Source organism: Lacticaseibacillus salsurae, assembly GCF_045862175.1.
GTDB classification, from domain to species: Bacteria; Bacillota; Bacilli; order Lactobacillales; family Lactobacillaceae; genus Lacticaseibacillus; species Lacticaseibacillus salsurae.
Genome location: NZ_BAAFZI010000012.1, coordinates 1 through 26,496, shown reverse-complemented (window position 1 = coordinate 26,496; position 26,496 = coordinate 1). Strand labels below are relative to the sequence as shown.

21 protein-coding genes and 1 riboswitch are annotated in these 26,496 nt (G+C 48.7%); of the genes, 16 read left to right on the top strand and 5 right to left on the bottom strand.

The genetic code is table 11. From position 1 onward, the window contains the following. Positions 1-91: 91 nt before the first annotated feature. Both ACKTSG_RS05660 and ACKTSG_RS05655 read left to right on the top strand, forming a co-directional pair. Positions 92-9,739, top strand: coding sequence for a mucin-binding protein (locus ACKTSG_RS05660; protein ID WP_407892804.1), 9,648 nt, complete (start codon positions 92-94; stop codon positions 9,737-9,739). Positions 9,740-9,830: 91 nt separating this feature from the next. After that, positions 9,831-10,511, top strand: a complete 681-nt coding sequence (locus tag ACKTSG_RS05655) for an EAL domain-containing protein (protein WP_407892802.1) — start codon at positions 9,831-9,833, stop codon at positions 10,509-10,511. A gap of 113 nt (positions 10,512-10,624) precedes the next feature. Here the strand turns inward: ACKTSG_RS05655 and ACKTSG_RS05650 are convergent, their stop codons facing one another. From ACKTSG_RS05650 to ACKTSG_RS05640, 3 genes are all read right to left on the bottom strand, one after another. After that, positions 10,625-11,359: an HAD hydrolase family protein gene (locus ACKTSG_RS05650; protein ID WP_407892800.1), complete on the bottom strand. Its 735-nt coding sequence runs from the start codon at positions 11,357-11,359 to the stop codon at positions 10,625-10,627. Between the two features lie 405 nt (positions 11,360-11,764). Beyond that, positions 11,765-12,622, bottom strand: a complete 858-nt coding sequence (locus tag ACKTSG_RS05645; RefSeq protein WP_407892798.1) for a patatin-like phospholipase family protein — start codon at positions 12,620-12,622, stop codon at positions 11,765-11,767. Continuing rightward, positions 12,612-13,031, bottom strand: coding sequence for a winged helix-turn-helix transcriptional regulator (locus ACKTSG_RS05640; protein ID WP_407892796.1), 420 nt, complete (start codon positions 13,029-13,031; stop codon positions 12,612-12,614). The genes ACKTSG_RS05645 and ACKTSG_RS05640 overlap by 11 nt, the downstream gene beginning before the upstream one ends. A 95-nt stretch (positions 13,032-13,126) precedes the next feature. On the opposite strand from ACKTSG_RS05640, the gene ACKTSG_RS05635 reads away from it, so the two are divergent. From ACKTSG_RS05635 to ACKTSG_RS05625, 3 genes are all read left to right on the top strand, one after another. Next, positions 13,127-14,104 carry an aldo/keto reductase gene (locus ACKTSG_RS05635; protein ID WP_407892794.1) on the top strand — a complete coding sequence of 326 codons (978 nt, stop codon included), beginning with the start codon at positions 13,127-13,129 and terminating at the stop codon, positions 14,102-14,104. 200 nt (positions 14,105-14,304) lie between these two features. Then, the gene (locus ACKTSG_RS05630; protein WP_407892792.1) at positions 14,305-15,201 is read left to right on the top strand and encodes a phosphate ABC transporter substrate-binding protein; all 897 of its coding nucleotides are present in this window, start codon (positions 14,305-14,307) and stop codon (positions 15,199-15,201) included. A gap of 227 nt (positions 15,202-15,428) precedes the next feature. Next, complete coding sequence (locus ACKTSG_RS05625) at positions 15,429-15,887, top strand: universal stress protein (RefSeq protein WP_407892790.1); 459 nt, start codon at positions 15,429-15,431, stop codon at positions 15,885-15,887. Positions 15,888-16,084: 197 nt separating this feature from the next. On the opposite strand, the gene ACKTSG_RS05620 is transcribed toward ACKTSG_RS05625, so the two are convergent. After that, positions 16,085-16,330: a hypothetical protein gene (locus tag ACKTSG_RS05620; protein ID WP_407892788.1), complete on the bottom strand. Its 246-nt coding sequence runs from the start codon at positions 16,328-16,330 to the stop codon at positions 16,085-16,087. A 72-nt stretch (positions 16,331-16,402) separates the two neighbouring features. On the opposite strand from ACKTSG_RS05620, the gene ACKTSG_RS05615 reads away from it, so the two are divergent. Then, entirely contained in the window at positions 16,403-17,056 is a 654-nt protein-coding gene (locus ACKTSG_RS05615; RefSeq protein ID WP_407892786.1) for a DUF2238 domain-containing protein, read from the top strand. 31 nt (positions 17,057-17,087) lie between these two features. On the opposite strand, the gene ACKTSG_RS05610 is transcribed toward ACKTSG_RS05615, so the two are convergent. Continuing rightward, positions 17,088-17,690: an SMI1/KNR4 family protein gene (locus ACKTSG_RS05610; RefSeq protein WP_407892784.1), complete on the bottom strand. Its 603-nt coding sequence runs from the start codon at positions 17,688-17,690 to the stop codon at positions 17,088-17,090. A 125-nt stretch (positions 17,691-17,815) separates the two neighbouring features. On the opposite strand from ACKTSG_RS05610, the gene ACKTSG_RS05605 reads away from it, so the two are divergent. From ACKTSG_RS05605 to ACKTSG_RS05560, 10 genes are all read left to right on the top strand, one after another. Further along, a complete protein-coding gene (locus ACKTSG_RS05605) occupies positions 17,816-18,556 on the top strand; it encodes a hypothetical protein (protein ID WP_407892782.1) in 741 nt (246 codons plus the stop codon). 95 nt (positions 18,557-18,651) lie between these two features. Then, a complete protein-coding gene (locus ACKTSG_RS05600; protein ID WP_407892780.1) occupies positions 18,652-20,040 on the top strand; it encodes a UDP-N-acetylmuramoyl-tripeptide--D-alanyl-D-alanine ligase in 1,389 nt (462 codons plus the stop codon). A 266-nt stretch (positions 20,041-20,306) separates the two neighbouring features. Next, complete coding sequence (gene cshA / locus ACKTSG_RS05595) at positions 20,307-21,848, top strand: degradosome RNA helicase CshA (protein WP_407892778.1); 1,542 nt, start codon at positions 20,307-20,309, stop codon at positions 21,846-21,848. Positions 21,849-22,001: 153 nt separating this feature from the next. Further along, positions 22,002-22,580: a hypothetical protein gene (locus tag ACKTSG_RS05590; protein ID WP_407892776.1), complete on the top strand. Its 579-nt coding sequence runs from the start codon at positions 22,002-22,004 to the stop codon at positions 22,578-22,580. After that, positions 22,577-22,864 (top strand): hypothetical protein, encoded by a 288-nt coding sequence (locus ACKTSG_RS05585; protein ID WP_407892774.1) that lies wholly within the window; start codon positions 22,577-22,579, stop codon positions 22,862-22,864. The genes ACKTSG_RS05590 and ACKTSG_RS05585 overlap by 4 nt, the downstream gene beginning before the upstream one ends. Before the next feature lie 152 nt (positions 22,865-23,016). After that, positions 23,017-23,373: a holo-ACP synthase gene (gene acpS / locus ACKTSG_RS05580; RefSeq protein ID WP_407892772.1), complete on the top strand. Its 357-nt coding sequence runs from the start codon at positions 23,017-23,019 to the stop codon at positions 23,371-23,373. Positions 23,374-23,375: 2 nt separating this feature from the next. Continuing rightward, a complete protein-coding gene (gene alr / locus ACKTSG_RS05575; protein ID WP_407892866.1) occupies positions 23,376-24,497 on the top strand; it encodes an alanine racemase in 1,122 nt (373 codons plus the stop codon). Positions 24,498-24,577: 80 nt separating this feature from the next. Next, positions 24,578-24,826 carry a hypothetical protein gene (locus ACKTSG_RS05570; RefSeq protein WP_407892770.1) on the top strand — a complete coding sequence of 83 codons (249 nt, stop codon included), beginning with the start codon at positions 24,578-24,580 and terminating at the stop codon, positions 24,824-24,826. Between the two features lie 20 nt (positions 24,827-24,846). Further along, positions 24,847-25,209, top strand: coding sequence for a type II toxin-antitoxin system PemK/MazF family toxin (locus ACKTSG_RS05565; protein WP_407892768.1), 363 nt, complete (start codon positions 24,847-24,849; stop codon positions 25,207-25,209). Between the two features lie 409 nt (positions 25,210-25,618). Continuing rightward, positions 25,619-25,664, top strand: a riboswitch (PreQ1 riboswitch). Positions 25,665-25,669: 5 nt separating this feature from the next. Continuing rightward, entirely contained in the window at positions 25,670-26,185 is a 516-nt protein-coding gene (locus tag ACKTSG_RS05560; protein WP_407892766.1) for a QueT transporter family protein, read from the top strand. Positions 26,186-26,496 lie beyond the last annotated feature (311 nt).

The window sequence follows — 26,496 nt, the reverse complement described above, 5'->3', positions numbered from 1 at the left end:
GTAAGATAATGTAAATTAAATATAAGTATTAGATTTGATTGTTTGGTTAATGGCCTGAAATTAGCGGGTCATCGCTTGGGGGCAAACAAATATGAAACGCAAAAATAACCGTCCAGACGTGGAAACAAAGCTCCATTACAAGTTATACAAAGATGGTAAAAATTGGGTCACAGCGACAATTGTGACTGGGGTCATGATCCCAGTAGCATTGTTTTCTGCGGCCTTTTTGATGCCTCAACAAACCACATATGCGGGAAGTAGCGATGCGAACTACCAATATCCTGCAGGCGCCAATGCCGAAGAGGTCCAAAAAGCTCTTACGGATGGCACTTTTGTTGATAAAACCGCTGGTGGTACGACCAGTGTGCAAATCGGCAATGGCCAACTTGACGCGATCCGTGCGGCAGGCATGCGCTTGACCACTGATGGTAATAAATGGATGATCAGTCCAGCGGCAGGGTATCAGTATGCCGATGCCAATGCAGTATTAGCCCAAGTTGGCTTCCCTTCAGCGGCAGAACTGGCGGCGCCAACTGATCCGGCCAACATGCAAAAAATCTTGACCTTCTTGGCAACAGAATCGACCATCACAATGAATGGTGGTAAAACCAATGGTAGCCAGTCGACTTTCAACAAAGGTTTGATCACTGGGGGCAGTATCGACGCGTCTGCGGCCGGCCAGATCAGTGGGAGCAATGCCTTATTGACAGGGGCGGGTTATGGCGATTTGATCGCCGGTTCTTTGACCATTGATAGCCAGTCGTTTAATGCGCCTTCAAGCGATAACGCCAAAGTGATGTTAACAGATGGCGGCTATTTGAAAGGGACCGATGCCCTGCCTTGGGGCGTCACCAATGATAGTGGTCTTTCGAAGTTTGTCTTTTCCAAGGACTCTTTAGTAGCCAAAGTCCAACAGTTGAAGGCGGCTGTTACCCAGATCAATCAGGCCTTTGCCGATAATGCTGATGAGGCAAATGCAGCCAAGACCCATGTGATGCCGCAAAACGATCCTGGCTTTACGTTTGACTTTAAAAACGCTAAGCATGTTGGCGATTCGTGGATTTTCACGGTAAACGTCAGTGATTGGAATCAGTCTGCTAAGTATATCAACACGTTTGCCAACCAAGATCTGTATCACGGCGGGAACATCGTGCTTGATTTTGTCGGTAGCGGCGCTTTGGATATGAGTACCCAACCTGATGTCTTCAACAAGTCAGTCAACTTTATTCAAAATGGCAATTTGGTGATTTCTGCGCCGAATGTCACGGATTTGAGTGTACTTAATGCTGACCATCCAACAGATGTGCATGTTGACATTTTGGCTCCGATCGCCAATGTCGAATCCAACGAAGCCAACCTTGGGGGCTTCTTTGGTGCGATCAACGGGGATGGGTCAGGCAATGGCTACACCGCGCCTAATGATCCGGATAACCCTGATCAAGGACCGACGACGACGCCGGTTAGTCAGACTATCACCAAGACAATCCATTATGTTGATGAAAATGGCCAACCGATTCGAGATGGAAATGGCCAGCCACTGGTTGATACCTTCAGTGGAACAGCGACTGCAGAGAAAAGCACAGATGGCACACTGACCCCTAAACAGCCTGCTATTTTGGGTCACCCACAGACGCCTCGGACAATTTCTGGCTATACTGCTAAAACGCCACTTCCTCAAGAAGCGACCAGCGATACCACTGTCGCATATGGACAGCCAAACATTGACGTGAATGTGACGTATACGAAAGATCAGCCACAACAAAAGCAGATCAAAGTCACTCGAGTTGTAAATGCCAAATATGGCAAAGATGTTGACGGCGACACGAGCAATTTACCAAAAGAGACCACAGAAACTGCCACTGCTACCATTAACCAAGATGGCACGGTTTCTTTGGACAAGCCTATTGACGATTTAACCGATATTGATGTGCCACCGATCGCGGATAGTATCGATGCCAATGGTGAACCGGTATCCTATTATGGCACCGTGGATAATGAAGGCTTAGACAATCAAACGATCACTGATGGCATTTTGGCTGCGGCTAAGAGCAACACCGACTATGAATACACCATCAGTATGGTTTATTATCCGTCCAGTTCCAGTACTGTTAAGCATGTGACAGTGGATAAATATGTCGATTATGACTTTGCTGAAGACGACTATGATAGCGATCCGTCAATTTTGCCACAAAGTCACATCGTTACCGCTGACTTTTCTTATATCCAGATCACATATGCAGATGGTAGCAAGACCATTGACCCAAAGAGTTGGAAGATCGAGTCCGACTTCCCGACAATCACTGCACCAGAGCTTAAAGGCTATACCGCTAACGTTGATGACGACATCGACGCGAATGGGGCTTTGGCAATGCTGAAGCAAAACGGCCCGATCCAGCCGGTTCTTGAAGCTTTGGTCATTTACACCAAAGATGCGCCTACAGTTGAAAAGGATACTGTCAACAAGACCGTTACTTATAAGACTAAAGACGGCAAAGTTTTAGGTGACTTTACCGATTCTGTCACCTTCACTAAGACGACTGATGCTGTGACTGGTGAAGCTACTGTGACGGCTAAAGATGGCGATGCTACTTTGGCTGGGAACCCAGATCCAGTTTACGTAGGCTACCATGTTGTGCCGGATTCTGATGAAGCAAAAGCAACATCATCACAGCCGGTTTCCTTTGGCGATCCTGACGAAAACTATACAGTGGTTTACGCTGAAGATGCGCCTAAAGTTGAAAAGGATACTGTTAACAAGACCGTTACTTATAAGACCGCAGACGGCAAAGTTTTAGGCAAGTTTACTAATTCTGTCACTTTCACCAAGACGACTGATCCTGTAACTGGCAAGGCGACTGTGACGGCAGACAACGGCGACGCTACTTTGGATGGGAACCCAGATCCAGCATACACAGGCTACCATGTTGTGCCAGATTCTGATGAAGCAAAATCAACAACATCCCAGGTGGTTTCCTTTGGCGACGCTGACGAGAACTATACGGTGGTTTACGCTGAAGATGCGCCTAAAGTTGAAAAGGATACTGTTAACAAGACAGTTACTTACAAGACCACAGATGGCACAGTTTTAGGCAAGTTTACTAATTCTGTCACTTTCACCAAGACCACTGACCCTGTAACTGGCAATGCGACTGTGACGGCAGACGATGGCGACGCTACTTTGGATGGGAACCCAGATCCAGCTTACACAGGCTACCATGTTGTGATGGATTCTGATGAAGCAAAAGCAACAACATCCCAGGTGGTTTCCTTTGGCGACGCTGACGAGAGCTATACGGTGGTTTATGCTGAAGATGCGCCTAAAGTTGAAAAGGATACTGTCAACAAGACAGTTACTTATAAGACCGCAGACGGCAAAGTTTTAGGCAAGTTTACTAATTCTGTCACCTTCACCAAGACGACCGATGCCGTGACTGGTGAAGCTACTGTGACGGCAGACAACGGCGACGCTACTTTGGATGGGAACCCAGATCCAGTTTACGCAGGCTACCATGTTGTGCCAGATTCAGATGAAGCAAAAGCAACAACATCACAGCCAGTTTCCTTTGGTGACGCCGACGAAAACTATACAGTGGTTTACGCTGAAGATGCGCCTAAAGTTGAAAAGGATACTGTCAACAAGACAGTTACTTATAAGACCGCAGATGGCAAAGTTTTAGGCGAGTTTACTAATTCTGTCACTTTCACCAAGACGACTGATCCTGTAACTGGCAAGGCGACTGTGACGGCAGACGACGGCGACGCTACTTTGGATGGGAACCCAGATCCAGTTTACACAGGCTACCATGTTGTGCCGGATTCAGATGAAGCAAAAGCAACAACATCCCAGGTGGTTTCCTTTGGTGACGCCGACGAAAACTATACAGTTGTCTATGACAAAGATGAGTTAAAGACGCAGACTGCGACGATCACGAAGACTGTTCGCTATGTTAATACAATGGGCAAGTCGATTGCGCCTGATCAAAGTGTTGATACTCAAGTCGCACAGACAGTTGACACGTATACAGGCGAAGTGGTGGACGCACCAACCGCTACCTTGACTGCGATCACAGATCCAGATGTTAAAGGCTACCATGTGATGATCGATTCTCCAGAAGCTACCAGTTCACAAACTGTTCGTTATGGAGATTCCGATCAGACTTACAAGGTGGTTTATTCGAAGAACGATTCTACGCGTGAAACGGACACCGTTACCAAGACTGTCACCTATAAGACCACAGACGGCAAAATTTTAGGCGATTTCACTAACAAAGTTACCTTCACCAAGACCACTGATCCAGTGACAGGTGAGAGCATCGTCACTTCTGAAGACGGTCATACTTTGGCTGGCAATCCAGACCCAGTTTACAAAGGCTACCATGTTGTGACAGATTCCGATGGCGCGACAGCTTCGCAAAACGTTTCCTTTGGCGACCCTGATGAGAACTATGTAGTCATTTATGCCAAAGACGCACCTAAAGTTGAAAAAGATACTGTCACCAAGACGGTCGTTTATAAGACCACAGACAACAAAGTCTTAGGTAACTTTACTGACACTGTCAACTTCACGAAGACAACTGATGCCGTAACTGGTGAAGCTACTGTGACGACCGAAGACGGTGATACTTTGTCTGGCAATCCAGATCCAGCCTACAAAGGTTACCACGTCATGATCGACTCGCCAGAAGCAAAAGCTTCACAGACGGTTTCATTTGGTGACGCTGATGAAAACTACACAGTCGTTTATTCGAAAGACGATTCCGCCCGTGAAACCGATACTGTCACCAAGACAGTTACTTACAAGACCACAGACGGCGCAGTATTAGGCAACTTCACTGATGAAGTGAACTTCACCAAGACTACCGATCCAATGACAGGGGAAAGCGTCGTTGCCTCTGAAGATGGTCATACTTTGGCTGGTAATCCAGATCCAGTTTACAAAGGCTATCATGTTGTGACAGATTCTGATGGCGCGACAGCTTCGCAAAACGTTTCCTTTGGGGACCCTGATGAGAATTATGTCGTCGTTTATGCCAAAGATGCGCCTAAAGTTGAAACCGATACTGTCACCAAGACGGTCGTATACAAAACCACAGACAATAAAGTCTTAGGTAACTTTACTGACACTGTCAACTTCACGAAGACAACTGACGCCGTAACTGGCGAAGCTACTGTGACGACTGAAGATGGCGATACCCTGGCTGGCAATCCGGATCCAGTTTATAAGGGCTACCATGTCATGATCGACTCGCCAGAAGCAAAAGCTTCACAGACGGTTGCCTTTGGTGACGCTGATGAGAACTACACCGTTGTTTATTCGAAGGACGATTCCGCCCGTGAGACTGATACTGTCACCAAGACGGTCACTTACAAGACCACAGATGGCAAAGTTTTAGGTAACTTCACTGATGATGTCACCTTCACCAAGACCACTGATCCAGTGACAGGCGAAAGCATCGTTACTTCTGAAGATGGCCATACTTTGGCTGGGCAAGCAGATCCAAACTATAAGGGCTACCACGTCGTGACGGACTCTGAGCCGGCGAAAGCTTCTCAGAACGTTTCCTTTGGTGACCCTGACGAAAATTATACGGTTGTCTATGCCAAAGATGCGCCAAAAGTTGAAAAGGATACTGTAACCAAGACAGTTACTTACAAGAATACTGCCAACAAGGTATTAGGTACCTTTACTGACACCGTCAACTTCACGAAGACCACTGATGCCGTTACTGGCGAAGTTACTGTGACGACTGAAGATGGCGATACTTTGTCTGGCAACCCAGATCCAACCTACAAGGGTTACCACGTCATGATCGATTCACCAGAAGCAACAGCTTCACAGACGGTTTCCTTTGGTGACGCTGATGAAAACTATACAGTCGTTTATTCAAAAGATGATTCTGCCCGTGAGACTGATACTGTCACCAAGACAGTTACTTACAAGACCACAGATGGCACAGTGTTAGGCAACTTCACTGATGAAGTGAACTTCACCAAGACGACCGATCCAGTGACAGGTGAAAGCATCGTTACCTCTGAAGATGGTCATACTTTGGCTGGTAATCCAGATCCAGTTTACAAAGGCTACCATGTTGTGACGGATCTTGATGAAGAAAAAGCAACAACATCACAGGCGGTTTCCTTTGGTGACACCGATTTGAACTATACGGTTGTCTATGCTAAGGATGCACCAACAGTTCAAGGTAGTACGATCACTAAGACCGTTCATTACACTGATGAAGCTGGCCACACCATTGCCCCTGATCAAAAAGTCGAGGCAAACGTTAGTGCGTCGACTGACGCCGTAACAGGTGAAGTCACCTATACCGATGGCACTTTGGCAGGGATCGCAGATCCAGCGCCGAAGGGTTACCACGTATTGACTGATTCTCCAGAAGCGACGAGTGCTCAAACTGTCCGTTACGGTGCTGCGAATGAAGAGTACACGGTTACCTATGCCAAGGATGCGCCAACGGTTCAAAACGACACGATCACGAAGACCGTTCATTATACTGATGAAGCTGGCAACACCGTTGCCCCTGATAAGACCGTACAGACAGATGTTAGTGCATCTACTGACGCCGTAACAGGTGAAGTCACATACACGGATGGCACTTTGGCAGGGATCGCAGATCCAGCGCCAAAGGGTTACCACGTATTGACTGATTCTTCAGAAGCGACGAGTGCTCAAACTGTCCGTTACGGTGCTGCGAACGAGGAGTACACGGTTACCTATGCCAAGGATGCGCCAACGGTTCAAAACGACACGATCACGAAGACTGTTCATTACACTGATGAAGCTGGCAACACCGTTGCGCCTGATAAGACCGTACAGACAGACGTTAGTGCATCTACTGACGCCGTAACAGGTGAAGTCACATACACGGATGGCACTTTGGCAGGAATCGCAGATCCAGCGCCAAAGGGTTACCATGTTGTAACTGATTTTCCAGAAGCGACGAGTGCTCAAACCGTTCGATTCGGCGATGCGAACGAAGAGTACACCGTGGTCTATGCCAAGGACGCACCGACTGTTCAAAACACTACGATCACAAAGACCGTTCATTACACCGATGAAGCTGGCAACACCGTTGCGCCAGATCAGACCGTACAGACAGATGTTAGTGTGTCGACTGATGCTGTAACAGGTGAAGTCACGTACACCGATGGCACTTTGGCAGGGATCGCAGATCCAACACCAAAGGGTTACCACGTATTGACTGATTCGCCAGAAGCAACGAGTGCTCAAACTGTCCGTTACGGTGCTGAAAATGAAGAGTACACGGTCACCTATGCCAAAGATGCACCAACAGTTCAAACCGGTACGATCACGAAGACCGTTCATTATACTGATGAAGCTGGCAACACCGTTGCGCCAGATCAGACGGTAAGCACACCAGTAAGTGCATCGACAGACGCGGCAACAGGTGAAGTCACGTACACCGATGGCACTTTGGCAGGGATCGCAGATCCAGCGCCAAAGGGTTACCACGTATTGACGGATTCGTCAGAAGCAACAAGTGCTCAAACTGTTCAATTCGGTGATGCGAACGAAGAGTACACGGTCACCTATGCCAAGGATGCACCAACGGTTCAAAATGGCACGATCACTAAGACTGTTCATTATACTGATGAAGCTGGCCACACCGTTGCGCCAGATCAAACCGTAAGCACGCCAGTAAGTTCGTCGACAGACGCCGTTACTGGTGAAGTCACCTATACCGATGGCACTTTGGTCGGGATCGCCGATCCAGCGCCAAAGGGTTACCACATATTGACTGATTCGGCAGAAGCGACGAGTGCTCAAACGGTCCGTTATGGTGATTCCAACGAAGAGTACACAGTGGTCTATGGCAAGGATACGCCTATTAATACCAACACTGGTACGCCAACGAATGGCGGCGGTACGACTAATACGAATACCGGCACGCCAACGAACGGCGGTGGCACGACAAACACCAACACTGGTACGCCAACAAATGGCGGCGGTACGACAAACACGAATACGGGCACGCCAACGAACGGCGGTGGCACGACAAACACCAACACTGGTACGCCAACAAATGGCGGCGGTACGACAAACACGAATACGGGCACGCCAACGAACGGCGGCGGTACGACGAATACCAACACTGGTACGCCAACAAATGGCGGCGGTACGACTAATACGAATACTGGTACGCCAACAAATGGCGGCGGTACGACTAATACGAATACTGGTACGCCAACAAATGGCGGCGGCACGACAAACACGAATACGGGCACGCCAACGAACGGCGGCGGTACGACGAATACCAACACTGGTACGCCAACGAATGGCGGCGGTACGACCAATACGAATACCGGTACGCCAACAAATGGCGGCGGCACGACAAACACGAATACCGGTACGCCAACGAACGGCGGCGGCACGACAAACACCAACACTGGTACGCCAACAAACGGCGGCGGTACGACGAATACCAACACTGGTACGCCAACAAACGGCGGCGGTACGACGAATACCAACACTGGTACGCCAACGAATGGCGGCGGTACGACGAATACCAACACTGGTACGCCAACAAATGGCGGCGGTACGACGAATACGAATACCGGTACGCCAACAAACGGCGGTGGTACGACTAATACCAACACCGGTACGCCAACGAATGGTGGCAACATGACGAATACGCCTACGCCAATCGCGACGACCCCAGCGCCGAATACGCCAAATAGCCCGTTGACCGCTCAGCCAACAGGTAACGGGATCAATGAGCAAACGCCTACTACCGATACCACCACGACTAATCCAGATGGTACTGTTTCTCGGACGGTCACTTATGTTGATGCCACTCAAGCACCAACGACAGCAGCTGACGCGACGACAGATACTGGCGATCAGCCAGGTGATGCCAATACTGATGTGGCCAAGCCAAACGCCATCGCTCCAGTTATGGATGGGCTGAACACAAATATCGTGAATGCACCGAAACTTGACGATCCAAGCAACTCGGTTTCGCAAGTGGTCGATGTGATCAACGATAATGCCAAACTCACTCACGGCAACATTTTCATCGCCGGTGGTGCGCCTGGGATGGCGGATTACACGTTCTTCTCTCAACCAGTGATGAACACGGCGACGAACAGCGTTGACCATTATGAACTGTTATTGCGGGTTTGGGATTCCAAGCAAGGTGGCTGGCACTTACCAGCTAGCTTCGCGATCCCAGCTTCCATGGAAGCTCATTTGGTCGCACGTGCGGTGGCTCAGTTGGATGTGAAGAACGCGTCGATCAACTTGACTGATGCACAATTCAGCGATCCAGACACGCAAAAGGCGGTCGTCAAACTCGCCCAAAGCGACGGTATGGGGCAACTCACAATTGAACTTGGCAGCATTCCAGATGCGTCAACGTTGAGTGCTAACATCAAGACTTATCATGATGCTGGGATCAACGTCACGTTGGATAATTTAGGTAGCCACACTGATGGCACGCAATTGGCCAAAGCCGCTGACTTGGTCGACACGCTGAAAGTTTCCATGCGCGGCATGCGTCGCGACGGCAGTAACTTGAACCAGATCGCCACGCAACTTGGCGCATGGCAAAAAGCCGCAACAGCGCATCACGATAGCTTGGTCGTTGAAGGTTTGGAAACCAGTGATGAACTGGCGATGACTAACGGCTTAGGGATCAACGCAGTGCAAGGTTACTACTTCAGCCGGCCAGCAATGCCAGGCACGCGTGCAGATCTGATGTAAATAGCTTCGCAAAAATGAAACTATCCGTAGTTTCATTTTTGTCTATTAATCAAGAAACGTCGACGGGTACGCCGACTGGGGGGATAATCGCTTGATCACATACACCTACTTCACGCAAGCCGTGATGGACACCACCACGCAACAGCCGTCAGGTTATGAGCTGCTGTTGCGGGTGTGGGACGCCAAGCAAAATGTTTGGCTGTTGCCTGACAACTTTGATATCACGGTGAAAATGCAAATGCGCATGATGCGCCGCGTGTTGCGCAACTTGCCCAACAAAAACGTGTCGATCAACTTAACTGGCGAACAATTTGCCTCACAAGACACGATGCAACAATTGATCACTTTTGCCGCGTCCAGTCCAGATCTGGGGCAGTTGACTGTCGAGTTGACGCAAGCGCCGACTTTAGCGCAAGTCATGGGTATCGGCCAACAGTATCGCAAAGCTGGCATCAAGCTGGCGATCGATGATGTCGGCACGGATATCGACGACTATGAGTTGGTGCAACAACTGGCGCCACATGTGGACATGTTGAAATATGCGATGCAAAATCTGCGTGAACTAGGCCGTGGCGCTGAAGCAGATGAGCAGATCAGCAAATGGCAGCACTTAGCAGATGAAGCTGGTATCGCGTTCACACTGGAAGGCTTGGAGTCGATCGAAGACGTCCAATTGGCCATGAAACACAACATCCGTTGGTTGCAAGGCTTCTACTTCAGCAAACCAGCAGAAGAACTACAAACAGCGCAAAATACACCGCTATTTAAATAGTCCAACACGCAAAAAAGGTCTCCAGTTTGGAGGCCTTTTTGTGATGGCATGAGAAAGTTACGTGAGCAATCAGCTTGCGATCACCCAAATTCCCAGGCGCGTGACGGGCTTGATCAAGCACTCAACAACGCAGATAGTGTTGGCAAGTCGTCCAGACTGATGGTTTGATCGGCATGGCGCAAAGCTAACGGGCTGCCATGTTGCAAGCCGACTGCTTGCGTGGCTTGGGCAAACATCGGCACCACTGAAAAACCGTCGCCTAACACTGTCAGCGTGAGGGCTTCAGGCAATTCGGCTAAGATCGCGGCCAAGGCTTGGGCTTTATGGTTCAACACCGGCAAAATGCGAAACGCGCCGTCTGCGATGCGGATCAAGAATGCTTGGTCACCTAAAGCTTGATTCAACGCGGCGCAGCTGGTATTTAACGTGAGGGGCTCACCAGTGATCACCGCAGAAACGACTGCCGTTTGATCAAAGTTTGGCGCAAGTGGCGCGTCTGCTGATTGAATCTGTTGATGGCGATCATACAACAGCGTTTCTAGGCTAAAGTCGGCGGCAAAGCGGCCAATCTGTTGGTAATAAGCTTGCGGTAGCGTTTGATTGAACAGTATCTTGCCACTGACGGTTTCGACAGTTTGGCCGCCATTGGTGATCACCAAGGCGGAATCTGGCAGCTGTAACTGGGCCAAATACGACTGGGTCGCAGGTAAGCTGGCGTTGGTACATACCACCACGGTCAAACCCGCTTGCACTTGTTGTTGCAGTAAGTGGATCACTGCTGGTTGATGAGTAAGCTGATGCGTGATGTGGGTGCTATCAAGATCAATGACGCAAACGTGTTTTGCCATGGGATGACCGCCTTTCGATACGTTTTTGTAAACCCTTACATTAATTTTATCATGGTCAGTGGCAGAAGAGAAGAAATCTGTGCAGGTCGTCACGCGATCGCCGGAAAACCTTGTCAAATCAGGCTTTCAACAACTTTGTCTACAAGATCATGGCAAAATTGCACAAATGTGTCGGCAAGCACTTGATCACGCGTCAAAATTGTCAGATCTGCAGATCCAGGTTATCCTACCCATGCGTTGACACAAAGGGGGGATCGCAATGTTTAATTTAATGCTGCTGATCGTATTGAGTTTGTTGATCGCCGGGATAATTGGGGTGATCGTGTTGGTGATTTTTGAGATCCGCAAGCAAAACCGCTCGTGAACGCAAAAAAGTCGGCTGGCCAAAGATGCCAGTCGACTTTTTTAGGCGTTGAGGTACGTTTGCATCGCGGTGAGTTGGGCTTTGGCGTCGGCCATTCCGGTGGCGTGCAACGCTTGTAGCTTGTTGGTGTCGCGTTCTAAACGGCCGACCGTCACCGGTAGCGCTGGGGCGATCACAAAAGCGTCACCGGTCGCTTCCATTTGTTGTAATTGGGCAGCTTGGCGGTTGTACATGGTTGGCCGCGCGATGGCTGTATCCACAAAGGCTGGATAGTGGCTGAACACTTGATGATAGGCCCGCTTTAACACGGCGCTGGTTGGATTTTTGCGGTAAGTGCGTTCGCGAGTGCGGATCACGACGATTTTGTCATAACCGTTGGCTTGCGCATATTCAAACGGGATCGAATCAGCGACGCCACCATCTAAACATAAGCCGTAGCCAGTATAAGCTGGCGCAGAAATAAACGGCATGGCTGAGCTGGCTTTCAAATCGGCGACTAAGTCTTGGCCTTGAGGAGAGTGGAAGTAAACCGCGCGGCCTTTGACCATTGACGTAGCGACCACCACAAATTCCATAGGGCTGATGCGATAAGTCAGCTCATCGAAATTTTGCCAATCACCTGTATGGGGTTCAAATAAATAATCCAGATTGATAATATCTTGGCGGCGCAGCGCCCGCCGCAAAGAAATATAGTTGCGATCCATGCGGTGGCCAACATTGACGGCATTGGTGCGCCCGATTTGATGCGAGATATAGTTGGTGCCACTTAATGCGCCAGCAGACACGCCAATCACGGTTTTAAACTGAATGCCTTGTTGCATGAAAAAATCTAACACCCCGGCAGTATACTGGCCGCGCATGGCGCCGCCTTCAAGCACTAATGCTGCATTATAAAGCATGAGCCACCTCTTTTGGGACCACGGCTTCATTAGCCGTAAACTTTGGTTGGACTTGAAGTTGGGCGATGCGATCTTCGCCCCATTGACACATGGCATCAATGATCGGCATCAATGAATGACCGAGTTCGGTGATCGCATAGCTGACTTTATTTTGCCCATTGGCGGCCACCTTGCGCGTGATCAGCTGGTCTTGTTCCAGCTCGCGCAGTTGATTGGTTAACACTTTATGGGTGATCGTCGGCAGCAGCCGGCGCAACTCATTGAAGCGATAAGCGCCATGTTCGTCTAAATGGCAAAGTAAAACCAACTTCCATTTGCCAGAAAACATTGCCAATGTCAGTTCTTTGGCACAAGAGAAATCACCATTTTCAAGGCGGGTGAGGGCGTCTTTGCGCACGATATCAGTCATGTAACATCCTTTCAGGCACAAAATAGTGCGTGCTAGTATCTTTTAGGTTCCAAGTATAAAATAGATACCGTAAAGTTTCAAATGAGGAGGCACTTATGAAATTTCGTCAATTTGGTAAAACCGGCTTTAAGATCTCAGAAGTTTCGTTAGGCACTTGGCAACTCGGTGGCAAATGGGGCGCACCTTACAACTTGAAAGATGCTCAAGACACCTTGCAAGCGGCTTATGATCATGGGGTCAATTTCTTTGATACCGCTGATGGCTACCAGAATGGCGCCAGTGAAAAAGCCGTCGGGGCCTTTGTGCGCCAGCACCCAGACGTGCACTTCACCACTAAGATTGGCCACAAAGAAACGCCTTATTCGATCGACCACTTCAACCCAGAGCACTTGCGCAAATACGTCGATGACTCGTTGAAAAATATGGGCGTTGACGCATTGGATTGTGTGTTGTTGCACTGCCCGCCAACTGACGCGTATTATGATCCGGCGATTTTTGCGGCCTTAGATGACTTGAAGCGCGAAGGCAAGATCTTGAACTATGGCGTTTCCGTTCAGCGCGTGGAAGAAGCGATCAAGGCCTTAGATTATGATATTTCTGCCGTGGAGATCATTTTCAACATGTTCCGCTTGCGCCCAGCTGAAGTATTTTTTGATCTGGCCAAGCAACACAATGTTGGCATTTTGGCGCGGGTGCCGTTAGCGTCAGGTTTGTTATCTGGCAAAATGACTGCCGATACCACCTTTGCCCCTACGGATCAGCGCACCGCCAACCGGCATGGCGAATTGTTTGATAAAGGCGAAACGTTCTCTGGAGTAGACTTCTTAACTGGGGTGCAAGCAGCCGATGAGCTCAAACAGCGCTTAGGGACGGATAACTTAGCTGGGGATGCGTTGCGCTATATTTTGATGTATGACGCGGTGTCTGCGGTGATCCCAGGGGCATCTAATCCTAACCAAATCGAACGCAACACCAGCGCATCGGATCTGCCAGCGTTAACGGATGAGCAAATGCAGATCGTGAAATCTGTCTATGATGAAAAAATCAAAGATCCAGTGCATTATCTGTGGTAGGCAACAACTAAACCGATCCACTCGAGGCCTTTATTTCGCACATTCAGTTGATGAATGCGCAGGATAAAGGCTTTTTGGGTCACGTATATTGTCTTTACACGATTGCGACAAAGGTTTTACGCCAAAATGGCTTGATTTTTACAACGTGTCTTTATCCTGAAGGTGTTTTTCAAATGGCACATGTCAGGAGGAACGAATAAATGAAAAGAAAGTCACTGTTAGGATTGGTTTTAAGCGCGCTGGTGGTGACGCTGGTATTGGCGGGTTGCAAGTCAGCCAATAAGGCCACGACCACGTCCAGCCAAACGCCGGATACCAAAGTCGTGGCAGTTGGGTCTACAGCCTTGCAGCCGTTAGTGGAACAAGCGGCCCAAGCGTATACTGACGATCACCCAAATGCCAAGATCACCGTGCAAGGCGGCGGCTCTGGTACCGGTTTGTCGCAAGTGGCACAAGGCGCCGTCACGATTGGAAATTCGGATATTTTTGCTGAACAAGAATCAGGTGTGGATGCGTCCAAGCTTAAAGACCATCAAATCGCAGTGGTGGGCATGGCGCCGGTAGTCAACGCTGATGTTGGCGTCACCAATGTTACCATGCGCCAGCTGCGCGACATTTTTACTGGGAAGATCACCAATTGGCAAACCCTGGGTGGCAAGAATGAAGCGATCACAGTGGTCAATCGTGCCGCCGGTTCTGGCACGCGTGCCACGTTTGAAGCCGCGGTGATGGCTGGGCAAAAGGCGATGACCACGCAAGAACAAGATTCTAACGGCACCGTGCAAAAAATCGTTGCCGGAACGCCTGGCGCCATCAGCTATTTGGCCTTTTCATATGTCAAAGCCGATGTTCACGCTTTGTCTGTTGATGGGGTGAAGCCAACTGCTGCTAATGTCGCCACCAACCAATGGAAGATCTGGTCTTATGAGCACATGTACACCAAAGGCACCCCGGATGCGTCAACAAAAGCTTTCTTGGATTATATGAACAGTAGTGCCGTGCAAAAGAACCTGGTCACAAAACTCGGCTATATCTCGATTCAAGCAATGAAAGTGACTAAAAATGCCCAAAACAAAGTCTCACCGATCAGCAAGTAGGTGATCACATGCTAGTTATTGTGATCGGCACGATCGGGGCATTTGCCGTTACGTATTGGGCCATGAGCGATCATGCGACGCGGCGGATCGCCAGCAAACATGCCAAATAACCCACAGCCTGTCGATTTTTTCGACAGGCTGTTTTTGGGCGTGACCCTCAAATTGGCACCTGGTGCGCGGTCTTGATATGATTAAAGTAGAAACCAGGCAAAAAGGAGGAAAACCTGATGTTCAAGCGGATATTGGTACCCCTAGATGGGTCACACAATGCGTATGTGGCGTTGGCCAAAGCAGAAGAGTTAGCCAAATTGACCCATGGGAAAATCGTCTTGTTGAATGTGGTGGATTCAGATCACTATGCCACGTATGCCCGTGATGTGAATTATTATGATGTGTACCACCAGCTCGCTGACGTGGCCACCGGTATGTTGGCTAATGCGGCCAAAAAAGTCACTGCCGATGGCATCGAGGTGCAAACTGTGGTGATGCAAGGCAACCCCAAGTCCACGATCGCAGTTGACGCGCCAAAAGATTATGCGTGTGACGTGATCGTGATCGGCAAATCCGGGACCAATGCGGTAGAGCGGTTCTTGACTGGCTCGATCACCGCTTATGTGGTACGGCGCAGTCCGGTGAATGTGTTGGTGATCAACGACGACCAAGATGTGGTAGTCGGCGGCTACTAAAAGTATAGTTGTTATTGAAAGATGTGCTGAAAACACCCATGATTTAGGTAAATAATGGGTGTTTTACCGGTAGTTAAAGGCAGGTACCAATTCAAAATAAATAAAGGTTTTTTATTAATCATGACATGAACACATTGAATTCCCGATTATAATAAGAACCATAGTAAGGCAACGGTAGTCAGCCTTATGCTTACACATTAACTTACACTCCCAAAAAAGTTCCCCCAAACTTTTCCGTCAGCAATGGCGGTTTTTTTTTGCCCAAAGCGAAGCAAAGCGTTTTTAGCGGCTGATATAAGTTGGGATGACGCAAAGGCGTTCTTTGCCTTGGCGGTGTCACGAGTGATATCTCGCCGCGTTGCTTTGCGCAGCTCGATGAAGTCACCACAGCAGATAAAATCTAGCTGATTTTGATCAAGTGAATTTACTGATGCAGGCATCATTGATTCAGTCTTCAGTCCCTTGCAACGCCTGCCGCGAGTCGTTAGACTAAACTCATATGAGGAGGTCGGCTGATGCAAAAGTTATCTCGTGGGTTATTGGCGATCAATGTCGTTGGCGCCGTACTATATTTGATCATTTGTGGTAGCGCGTTGGCGATGGGGCATGCCATTTATCCTGGACAAGCGATGTTATTAGGCCAAGTGGTATTTGGAATCGCCTTGGCGATCGCACCGAGCTTGATCGGCAAGTGGCAACATTTTAAGTTTCCATTGTTACTATTGGTGTTGTGGGAAGCCTTTATTTTAGGGGCAGTATTGCTAGGCACAGGAATGCAGTTTTACAACATTCCTTATTGGGATAAATTCTTGCATCTATTTTCTGCGTCCATGTTGGCTGGTTTAGGGCTGGCAATTTTTGGCGCGTTGACGCCTAAAGCCCAGTTACAAGCCACCAAGCCACTATTGCTGGCGATCGTCGCGGTGGCGTTTGGCACCATGTGTGGCGTTTTGTGGGAATTTTACGAATTCACCGGCGACGGGCTGTTAGGGTTGAACATGCAGCGGACTATGGCACATGGCGTCGGACTAGTTGGACGCTTGGCGTTGATGGATACCATGGGCGATCTATTGGCAGACTTCTTAGGCTCTTTGGCGTTAGGGGTGTGGTGTTATCTTGGCGTCAGCCGCGATCGCAAGTGGTTGGACACGTTTATGTTTACCAAATAAAAAAGCCGCCTGCAGTGGGCGACTGTTGGGATCAAGCTTTAAGTTGCTGCTGTTGTCGCGGTGTCAATGGTAAGAAATCTAACGCAAAGGTGATCTCTTCATTGACCACTGCTGGAAATTGTTGACGTAACGCCTTGAGCCACTGAACGTATATGGACCAGTCGTGCTGTTCACGCAGAATTTCTAGCAAGGCGGGCAAGCTGTTGGCATCGGCGACCAGTAATGCATGCGCCAAGGCTTGTTGGCTAAAAGGCTCGGTCAAAATAGGCTTTCGCCACTCAAGTTGTTGGGCGAAGTCATCCCAAGTATCGCCGACTTGCAATTGTTGATCAACTTCAAGGTCTCGATAAAAGATCCGGCCTTGATCATCCACGGCAAAAATCTGCTCACCATCTTGGGCGATCGGCCACCAATTGGTTGGCAACTGGGCAATGAGCGTTGCCGGTCCTGGTGTGGCTAACGCGTGGATCGCCACGCCGTCAATGGCGTCGCTGGTGGGTTCTAAGGTGTGAAGCCAGTAATGATGTGGCCAGCGTCCTTGAGCCACTGCTTGCCAATAACTAGCAGGAAGTGGTGCTGAAGGTGCAATGGTGATACTGGCAGGTTCTGGTGTACTGAGCGGCCAAGCGATCATGACAGGTCCTTTCTATGGTAGAAAAAAATTGGGTCAGCAGATTTCTTTTGTTTCACCATACCATTCTTTGAGCACAACGGCTCATTTTGAAGTATAATCGTGACTGTTAATATAGGAGGTCCATCGTGCGCAATTCTGTGATCTATGTCCATTACGAGCCGCTTGCTCATATGTTTTTAACGGCGGGTATTTCGGCGAGTGATGTGTTAAAGGCGACACCCAAGCCGATTCGGCATTTGTTGTTGTTGCCGCCCATTGACGAAGACGAGTTCATTGATCCACACACCGGATTCAACGAGATCTCAGGTTCAGAAGCCGTCGCCAACTTCCTACGCAGCAAAGACGCGCGCAATCGTTCGTGGTTGGATTACCAACATGGCACTTATTTGCGCGAGTTGATGCCAACAGAGATCGCTGAGCTTTTATACTTAGGTCATGCCAAAACGCATATTCAACCACCATTTTATTATAAGTTACAAAACAATCTGGTGTTTTTGCCATTGCGTAATGATATGGTCACCATGTATTGCCGCCAAGTCAGCTTTTTCTCCAACACCTTAGCTGAAGCGTTGGTCAAACACTTGCGCTGGGCGGCCAATGATCAACCGTTTTGGTTGCGGCTGCGGCAGCAACATTTCAAGCCGGTGCCGGAATCTGTGTTAAGCGATCTGTTTCCAAGTTTGGAAGATGGGGTCTTGTTTGATTTTTCTGGTGGGATCTTCAGTCGCGATACGGTGCGCATTCCGCTGTGGACGCTAGCTGATCGCTTCGTGCCAGATCAGCCAGCTGATCTAGAATCCGCCACGTCGATTGGGGCGTTGAGCTTAGATCGCAAAGCGGATGCTTGGCGCTTGGAATTGAAATAAGTGGCAACCAGGAATGGCTTGCGCTACAATAGTCACGCAATAGCGTTGCTTGCAGTTTTGGAGCAACGCGTTAATGTGTAAGGAGTTCATTCACAATGAAAATGAAGTTATCCGAAATCGCCCGCGTGGTCGGCGCAGATTGTCCATTGGCAGAAGGGGACTGCCCGACGATCACTGGTGTGGCTTTTGATAGCCGCAAGTTAAAACCAGGCGACTTGTTTGTGCCATTAGCTGGGGAGCGTGATGGTCATCAATTTTTGACGTCAGCTGAAGCTCATGGCGCCGCGGCGACGTTTATCGCGGAAGCCAAAGCGCCGCTCACAACTAATATTCCACAATTAGTCGTGGCTGATCCGCTGAAAGCTTTGCAAAAATTGGCCAGTTATTATTTGTTGATGAAGGTCAATCCTAAAGTCGTGGCCATCACTGGCTCTAACGGCAAAACCACCACCAAAGATATGACGGCGGCGATTTTAAGCAAGCAATATCATGTGGTGAAAACCCCAGAAAACTTCAACAATGAAATCGGTGTCCCCGTGACGATCTTATCTATGGATACCAACACTGAAGTCTTAGTGGTGGAAATGGGGATGGACCGCCCAGGCCAGTTGACGGCTTTAAGCGCCTTGGCTGAACCTGATGTGGCAGTGATCACCATGATCGGTGAAGCCCATATCGAATTCTTCAAGACCCGCGATAAAATCGCCGATGCCAAAATGGAGATCGTGTCTGGATTAAAAGAAGACGGTTTATTTATCTATAATGGTGATGAACCACTGTTGCGAGACCGTGCTCAAACAGTCGAGCAACAAACCAAGACCTTTGGCTTAGATCCGGATAACAACTTATATGCCCGCAACATTCAAGCTTTTGAAGATCATACCGAATTTGACCTGTCCAAGTGGCCTGACTTGCACTTCACCATCCCAGTGATGGGTGAATACAATGTGTCTAATGCCTTAGCGGCGATTTTAGTTGGTCGGCGGTTCCATGTGAAACCAGAAGCAATCCAATCGGCGTTGAGCCATTTTGACATTACTGCCAACCGTACCCAATGGTTAAAAGGGGATGCTGGCGAATCGATTTTAAGCGACGTGTACAACGCCAACCCTACCGCCATGAAAGCTGTGTTGCGTGATTTTGCTGAATTTCCTTGCAAAGGTCGTCGCATTGCCGTGTTAGGCGATATGCTCGAGCTAGGCGCGGCGTCTGGTGAGCTGCATGCGTCAGTGGCACCGGCGTTGGATCCAGATAAAGTCGCAGAAGTCTACTTATATGGCGATGAGATCGCGTCTTTGCGTGATGCGTTAGCTCAGCGTTATCCGGCATCGGCTTTGCATTACTTCAAAAAAGGCGATCAGCAAGCGTTGATCAACGCCTTACAAGAAGATGTTTCTTATCAAGATATGGTGTTGTTGAAAGCCAGTCACGGCTTACATTTGGAAAATGTCCTCACGGCGCTGCTAGATGGCGACCGCGGTTAAATTAATTTTGATCAGCTCTTGCAGGTCTGTTTCTTAATTGAAATGGCTTAACAAGGGCTTTTTTGATAGAATTTTTGGCGCTTGATCAGGGACTGCGACCACATTTATCTGGTGATAAAAAATCAGGGAGTTGAATTCTCGTTAGTTTAGTGGTACTGTATTAAAGATGCTGTTTTCAGAAAAACAGTCACGTGACCGAGATTTGCAAGGCAGACTCCAGGATTGCTCTGTAAATCAGGTGTTACACAATCCAAGGAGGAAACCATTTGAAGTTTAAAGAACTCGGTTTAGATCATGATTTACTTAAGGCCATTACCCGTGCAGGATTTGAAGAAGCGACTCCGATCCAAGCGGAAACGATCCCGTTAGCCTTAGAAGGTAAAGATGTGATCGGTCAAGCGCAAACTGGTACTGGTAAAACGGCTGCGTTTGGCTTACCTGTTTTACAAGATATTGATTTTGCGGATCGCGCCGTCCAAACGTTGGTCATTTCCCCAACGCGTGAACTCGCCATCCAGACGCAAGAAGAATTATACAAATTAGGCCGCGACAAAAAAGTCAAAGTCACAGCCGTTTATGGTGGTGCTGATATTCGCCGCCAGATCCGGCAATTAGCTGATCACCCACAAATCGTGGTCGGCACCCCAGGTCGTTTGCTCGACCATATCAACCGCCACACTTTGAAGTTGGAAAACTTAAAGACGTTGGTGCTTGATGAAGCTGACGAAATGCTTGATATGGGCTTTATCGAAGATATTGAATCTATCGTTAAAACGGCCCCAGCCACTCGCCAGACCTTGCTGTTTTCCGCAACGATGCCAGCGCCGATCTTGCGTTTGACCAAGAACTTCATGCATGACCCGATCACCGTGCAGATCAAGTCCAAAGAATTGACTGCAGACACGGTGGATCAATATTATGTTCGCGCCAAAGACTTTGAGAAGTTTGACGTGATGACGCGCTTATTCGACGTTCAAGCCCCAGAATTGGCCTTGATCTTCGGTCGAACTAAGCGTCGTGTCGATGAATTGACCCGCGGTTTAAAAGCGCGTGGTTATAAAGCTGAAGGCATTCACGGTGATTTGACCCAACAAAAGCGCATGAGCGTTTTGCGTCAATTCAAAGCCGGCGAATTAGACTTCTTAGTCGCAACTGATGTGGCTGCGCGTGGGTTGGATATCAACAACGTCACCCATGTTTATAACTACGATATTCCGCAAGATCCAGATTCTTACGTGCATCGTATTGGCCGTACTGGCCGTGCCGGGAAATCCGGTGTGTCTGTGACCTTTGTGACGCCTAACGAAATCGGCTACTTGCGCACCATCGAAGACTTGACCAAAAAGCGCATGATGCCTTTGAAGCCACCGACTGCCCAAGAAGCCTTCTTAGGTCAGATCTCCACTGGCTTATCCACGGTCAAAGAACAAGTGGCTTCCGATGATTTGGAAAAGTACGAACCAATGGCAGAAAGCTTATTGGAAGAATACACCCCATTACAATTGGTTTCCGCTTACTTGAAAGCCATCAGCCCTGATGACGCCTCAACGGTTCCTGTTAAGATCACCCCAGAACGCCCATTGCCTAACCGCGGTGGTCACCGTAATGGTAATGGTGGCGGCGGTTATCGTGGCGGCTACAAAGGCCATCGTTCGAATTCCGATCACCGTGGCAACGGCGACCATCGTTCAAATGGCGGCTACCGTGGCCATCGTGATGGCGGCAACAAAGGCGGTTATGACCGTCAACGTCGCGAAGGCGGCAAAGGCCGCGATTTCTCCGGCAAACGTAGCTACAAAAAAGACTAATTTTTGCTAGCGTTAAGCTCTGCGATCATTGTGATCGTGGGGCTTTTTGTTTATGCGCTGAAAAATCGATATTTTTATATGTATCAAATGGCGTCATTTTTGCGTAATTAATCTATGCTGGTAGATTTGTAACGGATAAAAGGAGCTGTTAAAATGAATGTCGTCTTGACATTGATTCGACTAGACCAACAGGCTTGGTGGGTAGATTTCAAGGAATTGTTAGGGTTGTTAGGGACGCTGATTGCGGCAATTTCTTTAACCATTGCGACTTTCACTTATCGACGCAATACCAATGTCCGTGCGCAGGATGTGAAAGCTAATAAAATTAAACGTACGCATGAACTGATGATCAGTTATCCGGGTGATGTGCGCGAAAAAGTGTTATTGGTGACAAACCATTTACGTGAAGGTGCCAGTGTGATTCAAGAAATGCGACAGCGAGGTGTTGATGAAGAACGGATCGAGCGTTTCGCTGTGGCATTAGTGATGAAAACCAAAGTGGTTGAACTCATGCATGTCCTTGACTCGTTTGGATTTTTGTTAAGTTATCCAGATTATTTGTTCGTTGACGAAGCCTTGAGTACTTTTGCTTCAGAAGTCGAACGTGTTTTACTTGACGATGACTTACAAGATGCTTTTAACGAGGTACTAGATACGTCATCGATGAGAGGAATTACGCGTTTACAAAAAGAATTGCGTCGGCAACGCGAGCAAAGAAGGAGATCAGTATGACAGAGAAATCATGGTTAGACAGCCCTGAAAGTATGCGGGCATATGCCTTTGAATTGGTCCAACATCCGTGGACAGTTGAAGACAACTTAAATGCGATCAATGAACTGCGCGCGCTGTCAGGTGATCGCCCGTTGAGTTTGGCACGATATTTGGAAAATCGCGAAAATCTCAAACGCGGGATCTATTCTTGGGATGACCCTGTCCCCAAAGGGTTCTTTCACCGCCTTAGTCATGCGCTCAAGCAAAGCAAAACTGCTTTTGTTAAAGCCATGAAGAAGCATTGAGATAATAGATTCGATCAGCCGTTGCTGGTCGTTTTTTTTCGTCAATTTCTTACCGCTTCATGCCGGCATGATGAGTTTTCATGGCTACCAGGCAATATTTTCGGTAAATCGGGGCTATAATGATACAATGTGATTAAACAGGAGGAAGCCTCATGATCTATGGCATCGGCGTCGACATCACAGAAATTGCCCGCATCCAAGCTGCCCAACAAAAGCGTTCAGATTTTGCGCAAAAAGTGCTCACTGCGGCTGAATTGGCGAAGTTTGCCAGCTTTGATGGCAAACGCGCTGCTGAGTTTTTAGCGGGGCGCTTTTCGGTGAAAGAAGCGTATGCCAAAGCCTATGGCACCGGACTTGGCGAAGTAGGCTTGCAAGATGTTGAATGCTTAGATAATGACCGCGGCAAGCCTGAGATCACCAAACATCCTTTTGCTGGCAAAGCGCATGTGTCGATTTCGCACACCGATACGCTGGTCATGACAGAAGTAATTTTGGAGGTAACCCAATGACGATGGTCACAGCAGACCTGCGCCCAACCAAGGTGCTGGTATCAAAACAAGCGATTACGCATAACATTCAACACGCTTTAGCGCGCTTAGACGACAACACGTGCTTATTTGCCGTGGTGAAAGCGGACGCATACGGGCATGGATTGTTGAATGTGGCACAAATCGCCCAAGAAGCTGGGGCTAGCGGCTTTTGTGTGGCAGTGTTAGAAGAAGGATTGGCGTTGCGTGCGGCGCACATCACGTTGCCGATTTTGGTGTTGGGGATCGTGCCGCCTGAATTAGCCCCATTGGCGGCGGTTCACGACATTGCTTTGCCAGTTGGTGACTTGGCTTGGATGCAACAAGCTGATCAAGCATTGGCGCAAACGCCTGATGTCCCAGCTTTGAAAATTCATTTGGCGGTGGATTCTGGCATGGGACGTATCGGCTTTCGTGAACCTGAGGTGATCAAACAAGCCGCTGAGTTTGCCCAAAATTGCGAAACGTTAGATGTTGAAGGCATTTTTACCCATTTTGCCACGGCAGATGAAGCAGATACCAGCTACTTTGATGAACAAAGTGCGCACTTCAATGCGATGCTTTCGGCGTTGCCGAAGCGGCCGCGGTATGTGCATGTGGCTAATTCTGCGACTAGTATGTGGCACACGGCGACGCATTCGGATATGGTGCGCTTTGGGATCACGATGTATGGGTTGAATCCTTCTGGGCGCGCCTTGACGTCGCCTTATCCACTAGAGCCGGCGATGCAAGTCGTGTCCAAGCTCAGCTTTTCCAAGTTGTTGCCAAAAGGCGCCGCGATCTCTTATGGCGCGACTTATCATGCCAAACAAGCGGAATGGATCGGCACGGTGCCGATGGGTTACGCTGACGGGTGGCAACGCCGCTTGCAAGGCTTTCACGTGTTAGTTGATGGCCATGAATGTGAGATCGTCGGGCGCGTTTGCATGGACCAATTCATGATCCGCTTGCCGCACGAATATCCAGCCGGCACAGATGTCGTGTTAGTCGGAAAAAGTGGTGACGCCGAAATCACGCTGCAAGATGTTGCTGAATATGCTGGCACCATCCACTATGAGATCGCTTGCGGCTTGACAGAAAGAGTCCCTCGGGTCATGATTGATTAAAGCATTTTGTTATTTTCATGTTGTTTTCTTTTGTTCCTGTGGTAGGATAAATCATGAATACAGCCACGGGAGGGCGCAACATGGCACAAGCACAATTTTTAAAAGTTAGTATGACAGAGGCGCTGCGGGCACGGCTCGACAGCTATTGCAAAACATGCGTAACGGATCCAAGCGAATTGATCGATAGCATTTTGGCGGACTTTTTGTCACGTGAAGAACAATCCGAAGCAGATCTGGCAAATGGCTATCAAGAAATGGCATCCTTGAACCAAGAGATCTGCCATGAATTCGTCGCTTGTGAAAACGAGGCTTATGCCCAGATCCGCTAGCTGTTGGATAGGGGCAGATTATGGACAGCATTGTTAGGCGTGGGGATATTTTCTTCGCCGACCTCTCACCCGTGGTCGGTTCGGAGCAAGGCGGCATGCGACCGGTTTTGGTGATCCAAAATAACGTGGGCAATCGATATAGCCCCACTGTGATCGTCGCGGCGATCACCAGTCGTATCAACAAGCCGAAAATGCCGACACATGTTGGTCTCAAAGCAGGCGTTGATGGCGTCGAGCGCGATTCGGTGGTGCTGTTGGAACAGATCCGCACCATTGATAAACAGCGCTTGTCAGATAAGATCTCAGTGCTTGATCCGCTGAAAATGCGCGCTGTTGATAGCGCATTGGCGGTGTCTATCGGCCTTAAACCAATTGGAAAATAATGTTGAAAGTCTGGCCGCTGTGGTCAGGCTTTTTTGATTGCGGTCCGAAGATCTGGGGGTTGCGGTCAATTGGTACCACTGCGGAAAATTGGCCAAGTTACCGTGCGGCCGGCTTTAGAAATCGGCAAAGCCCGCCGATGTTTTGACGCCTAAGTTTTGTCCCGTTATGCCAATTCACCTGCGCCTTTAGATCTTCTCGAGTAGTTAAGTTGACTGAATGATCAGGTTGCCACTAGTAGGTATTGCATACTAGTGCCAAGCCACATCAAGATGTTGTCAGTTATCTGCGGTCATTTGAATATGGCAGACTAGTTTCCTCACCATACCGCAGTGCTTAGCCAGAGTTCTAAATTCAAACGACTACCACACCAGAGTTTTTTGTGCGTTGGGCTTTTGTCTGCTATACTAGGACATCGTGGTTCGTGATCCATCCCACGTAAAAAAACTAGGAGGCAATACAATGCAACAATCTCGCACGAAAACATTGGTGGTCAGCGCTTTGATCGCCGCGCTATATGTGGTGCTCTCAGTGGTGCCAGGAGTATTCAATTTGGCCAGCGGCGCGATCCAATTTCGGATCTCTGAAGGTTTGAATCATTTGGTGGTATTTTCCAAAAAGTATGTCTTCGGGGTCGTGATCGGCGTGGTCATTTTCAACGCGCTGTTCAGCTCGCTAGGCTGGATCGACGTGGTATTTGGCGGGGGACAAAGCTTGATCGGCTTAGTTGCTGTGGCTTACATCGCGCCGCACTTGCCGAAACTTTGGCAAAAAATGACCTTGAACATTGTCGTGATGACTGTCACGATGTTTTTGATCGCGATCGAAATCGTTTGGACTGGGCATATGTCCATGAGCCACGCGTTCTTAGGCATCTATGGGAGCTTGATGTTGTCAGAAGCGATCATTATGGCGATTACCGCGCCGATCATGGCCGCGCTTGATCGGGTGTTACACTTTAGCAAATTAATGGCATAATCGAAAACACTTCGACCATCATCTTAGTCGAAGTGTTATTTTATTGGGAAAGTTTCATGGCGTTTGGCTCAAATTCAGCTTACAATATGTAGGTAAGCTATTGCTTGCAGGAGGAACATATGACTTCAAAAAAATTGATATTACCTAAATTTGGCTTAGGCACCAATAAAGTCGGCGGGCATATGTAGTGGCTGGTGAATAATTTGTCCAAGTTATCTGTAACAGCTCCTTAACCCGTTATCGTTGTATAATAGATGCATAGGAATTCCCGGTATTCCGTCAATCCCCATGCACTTTACACAACCCTATCG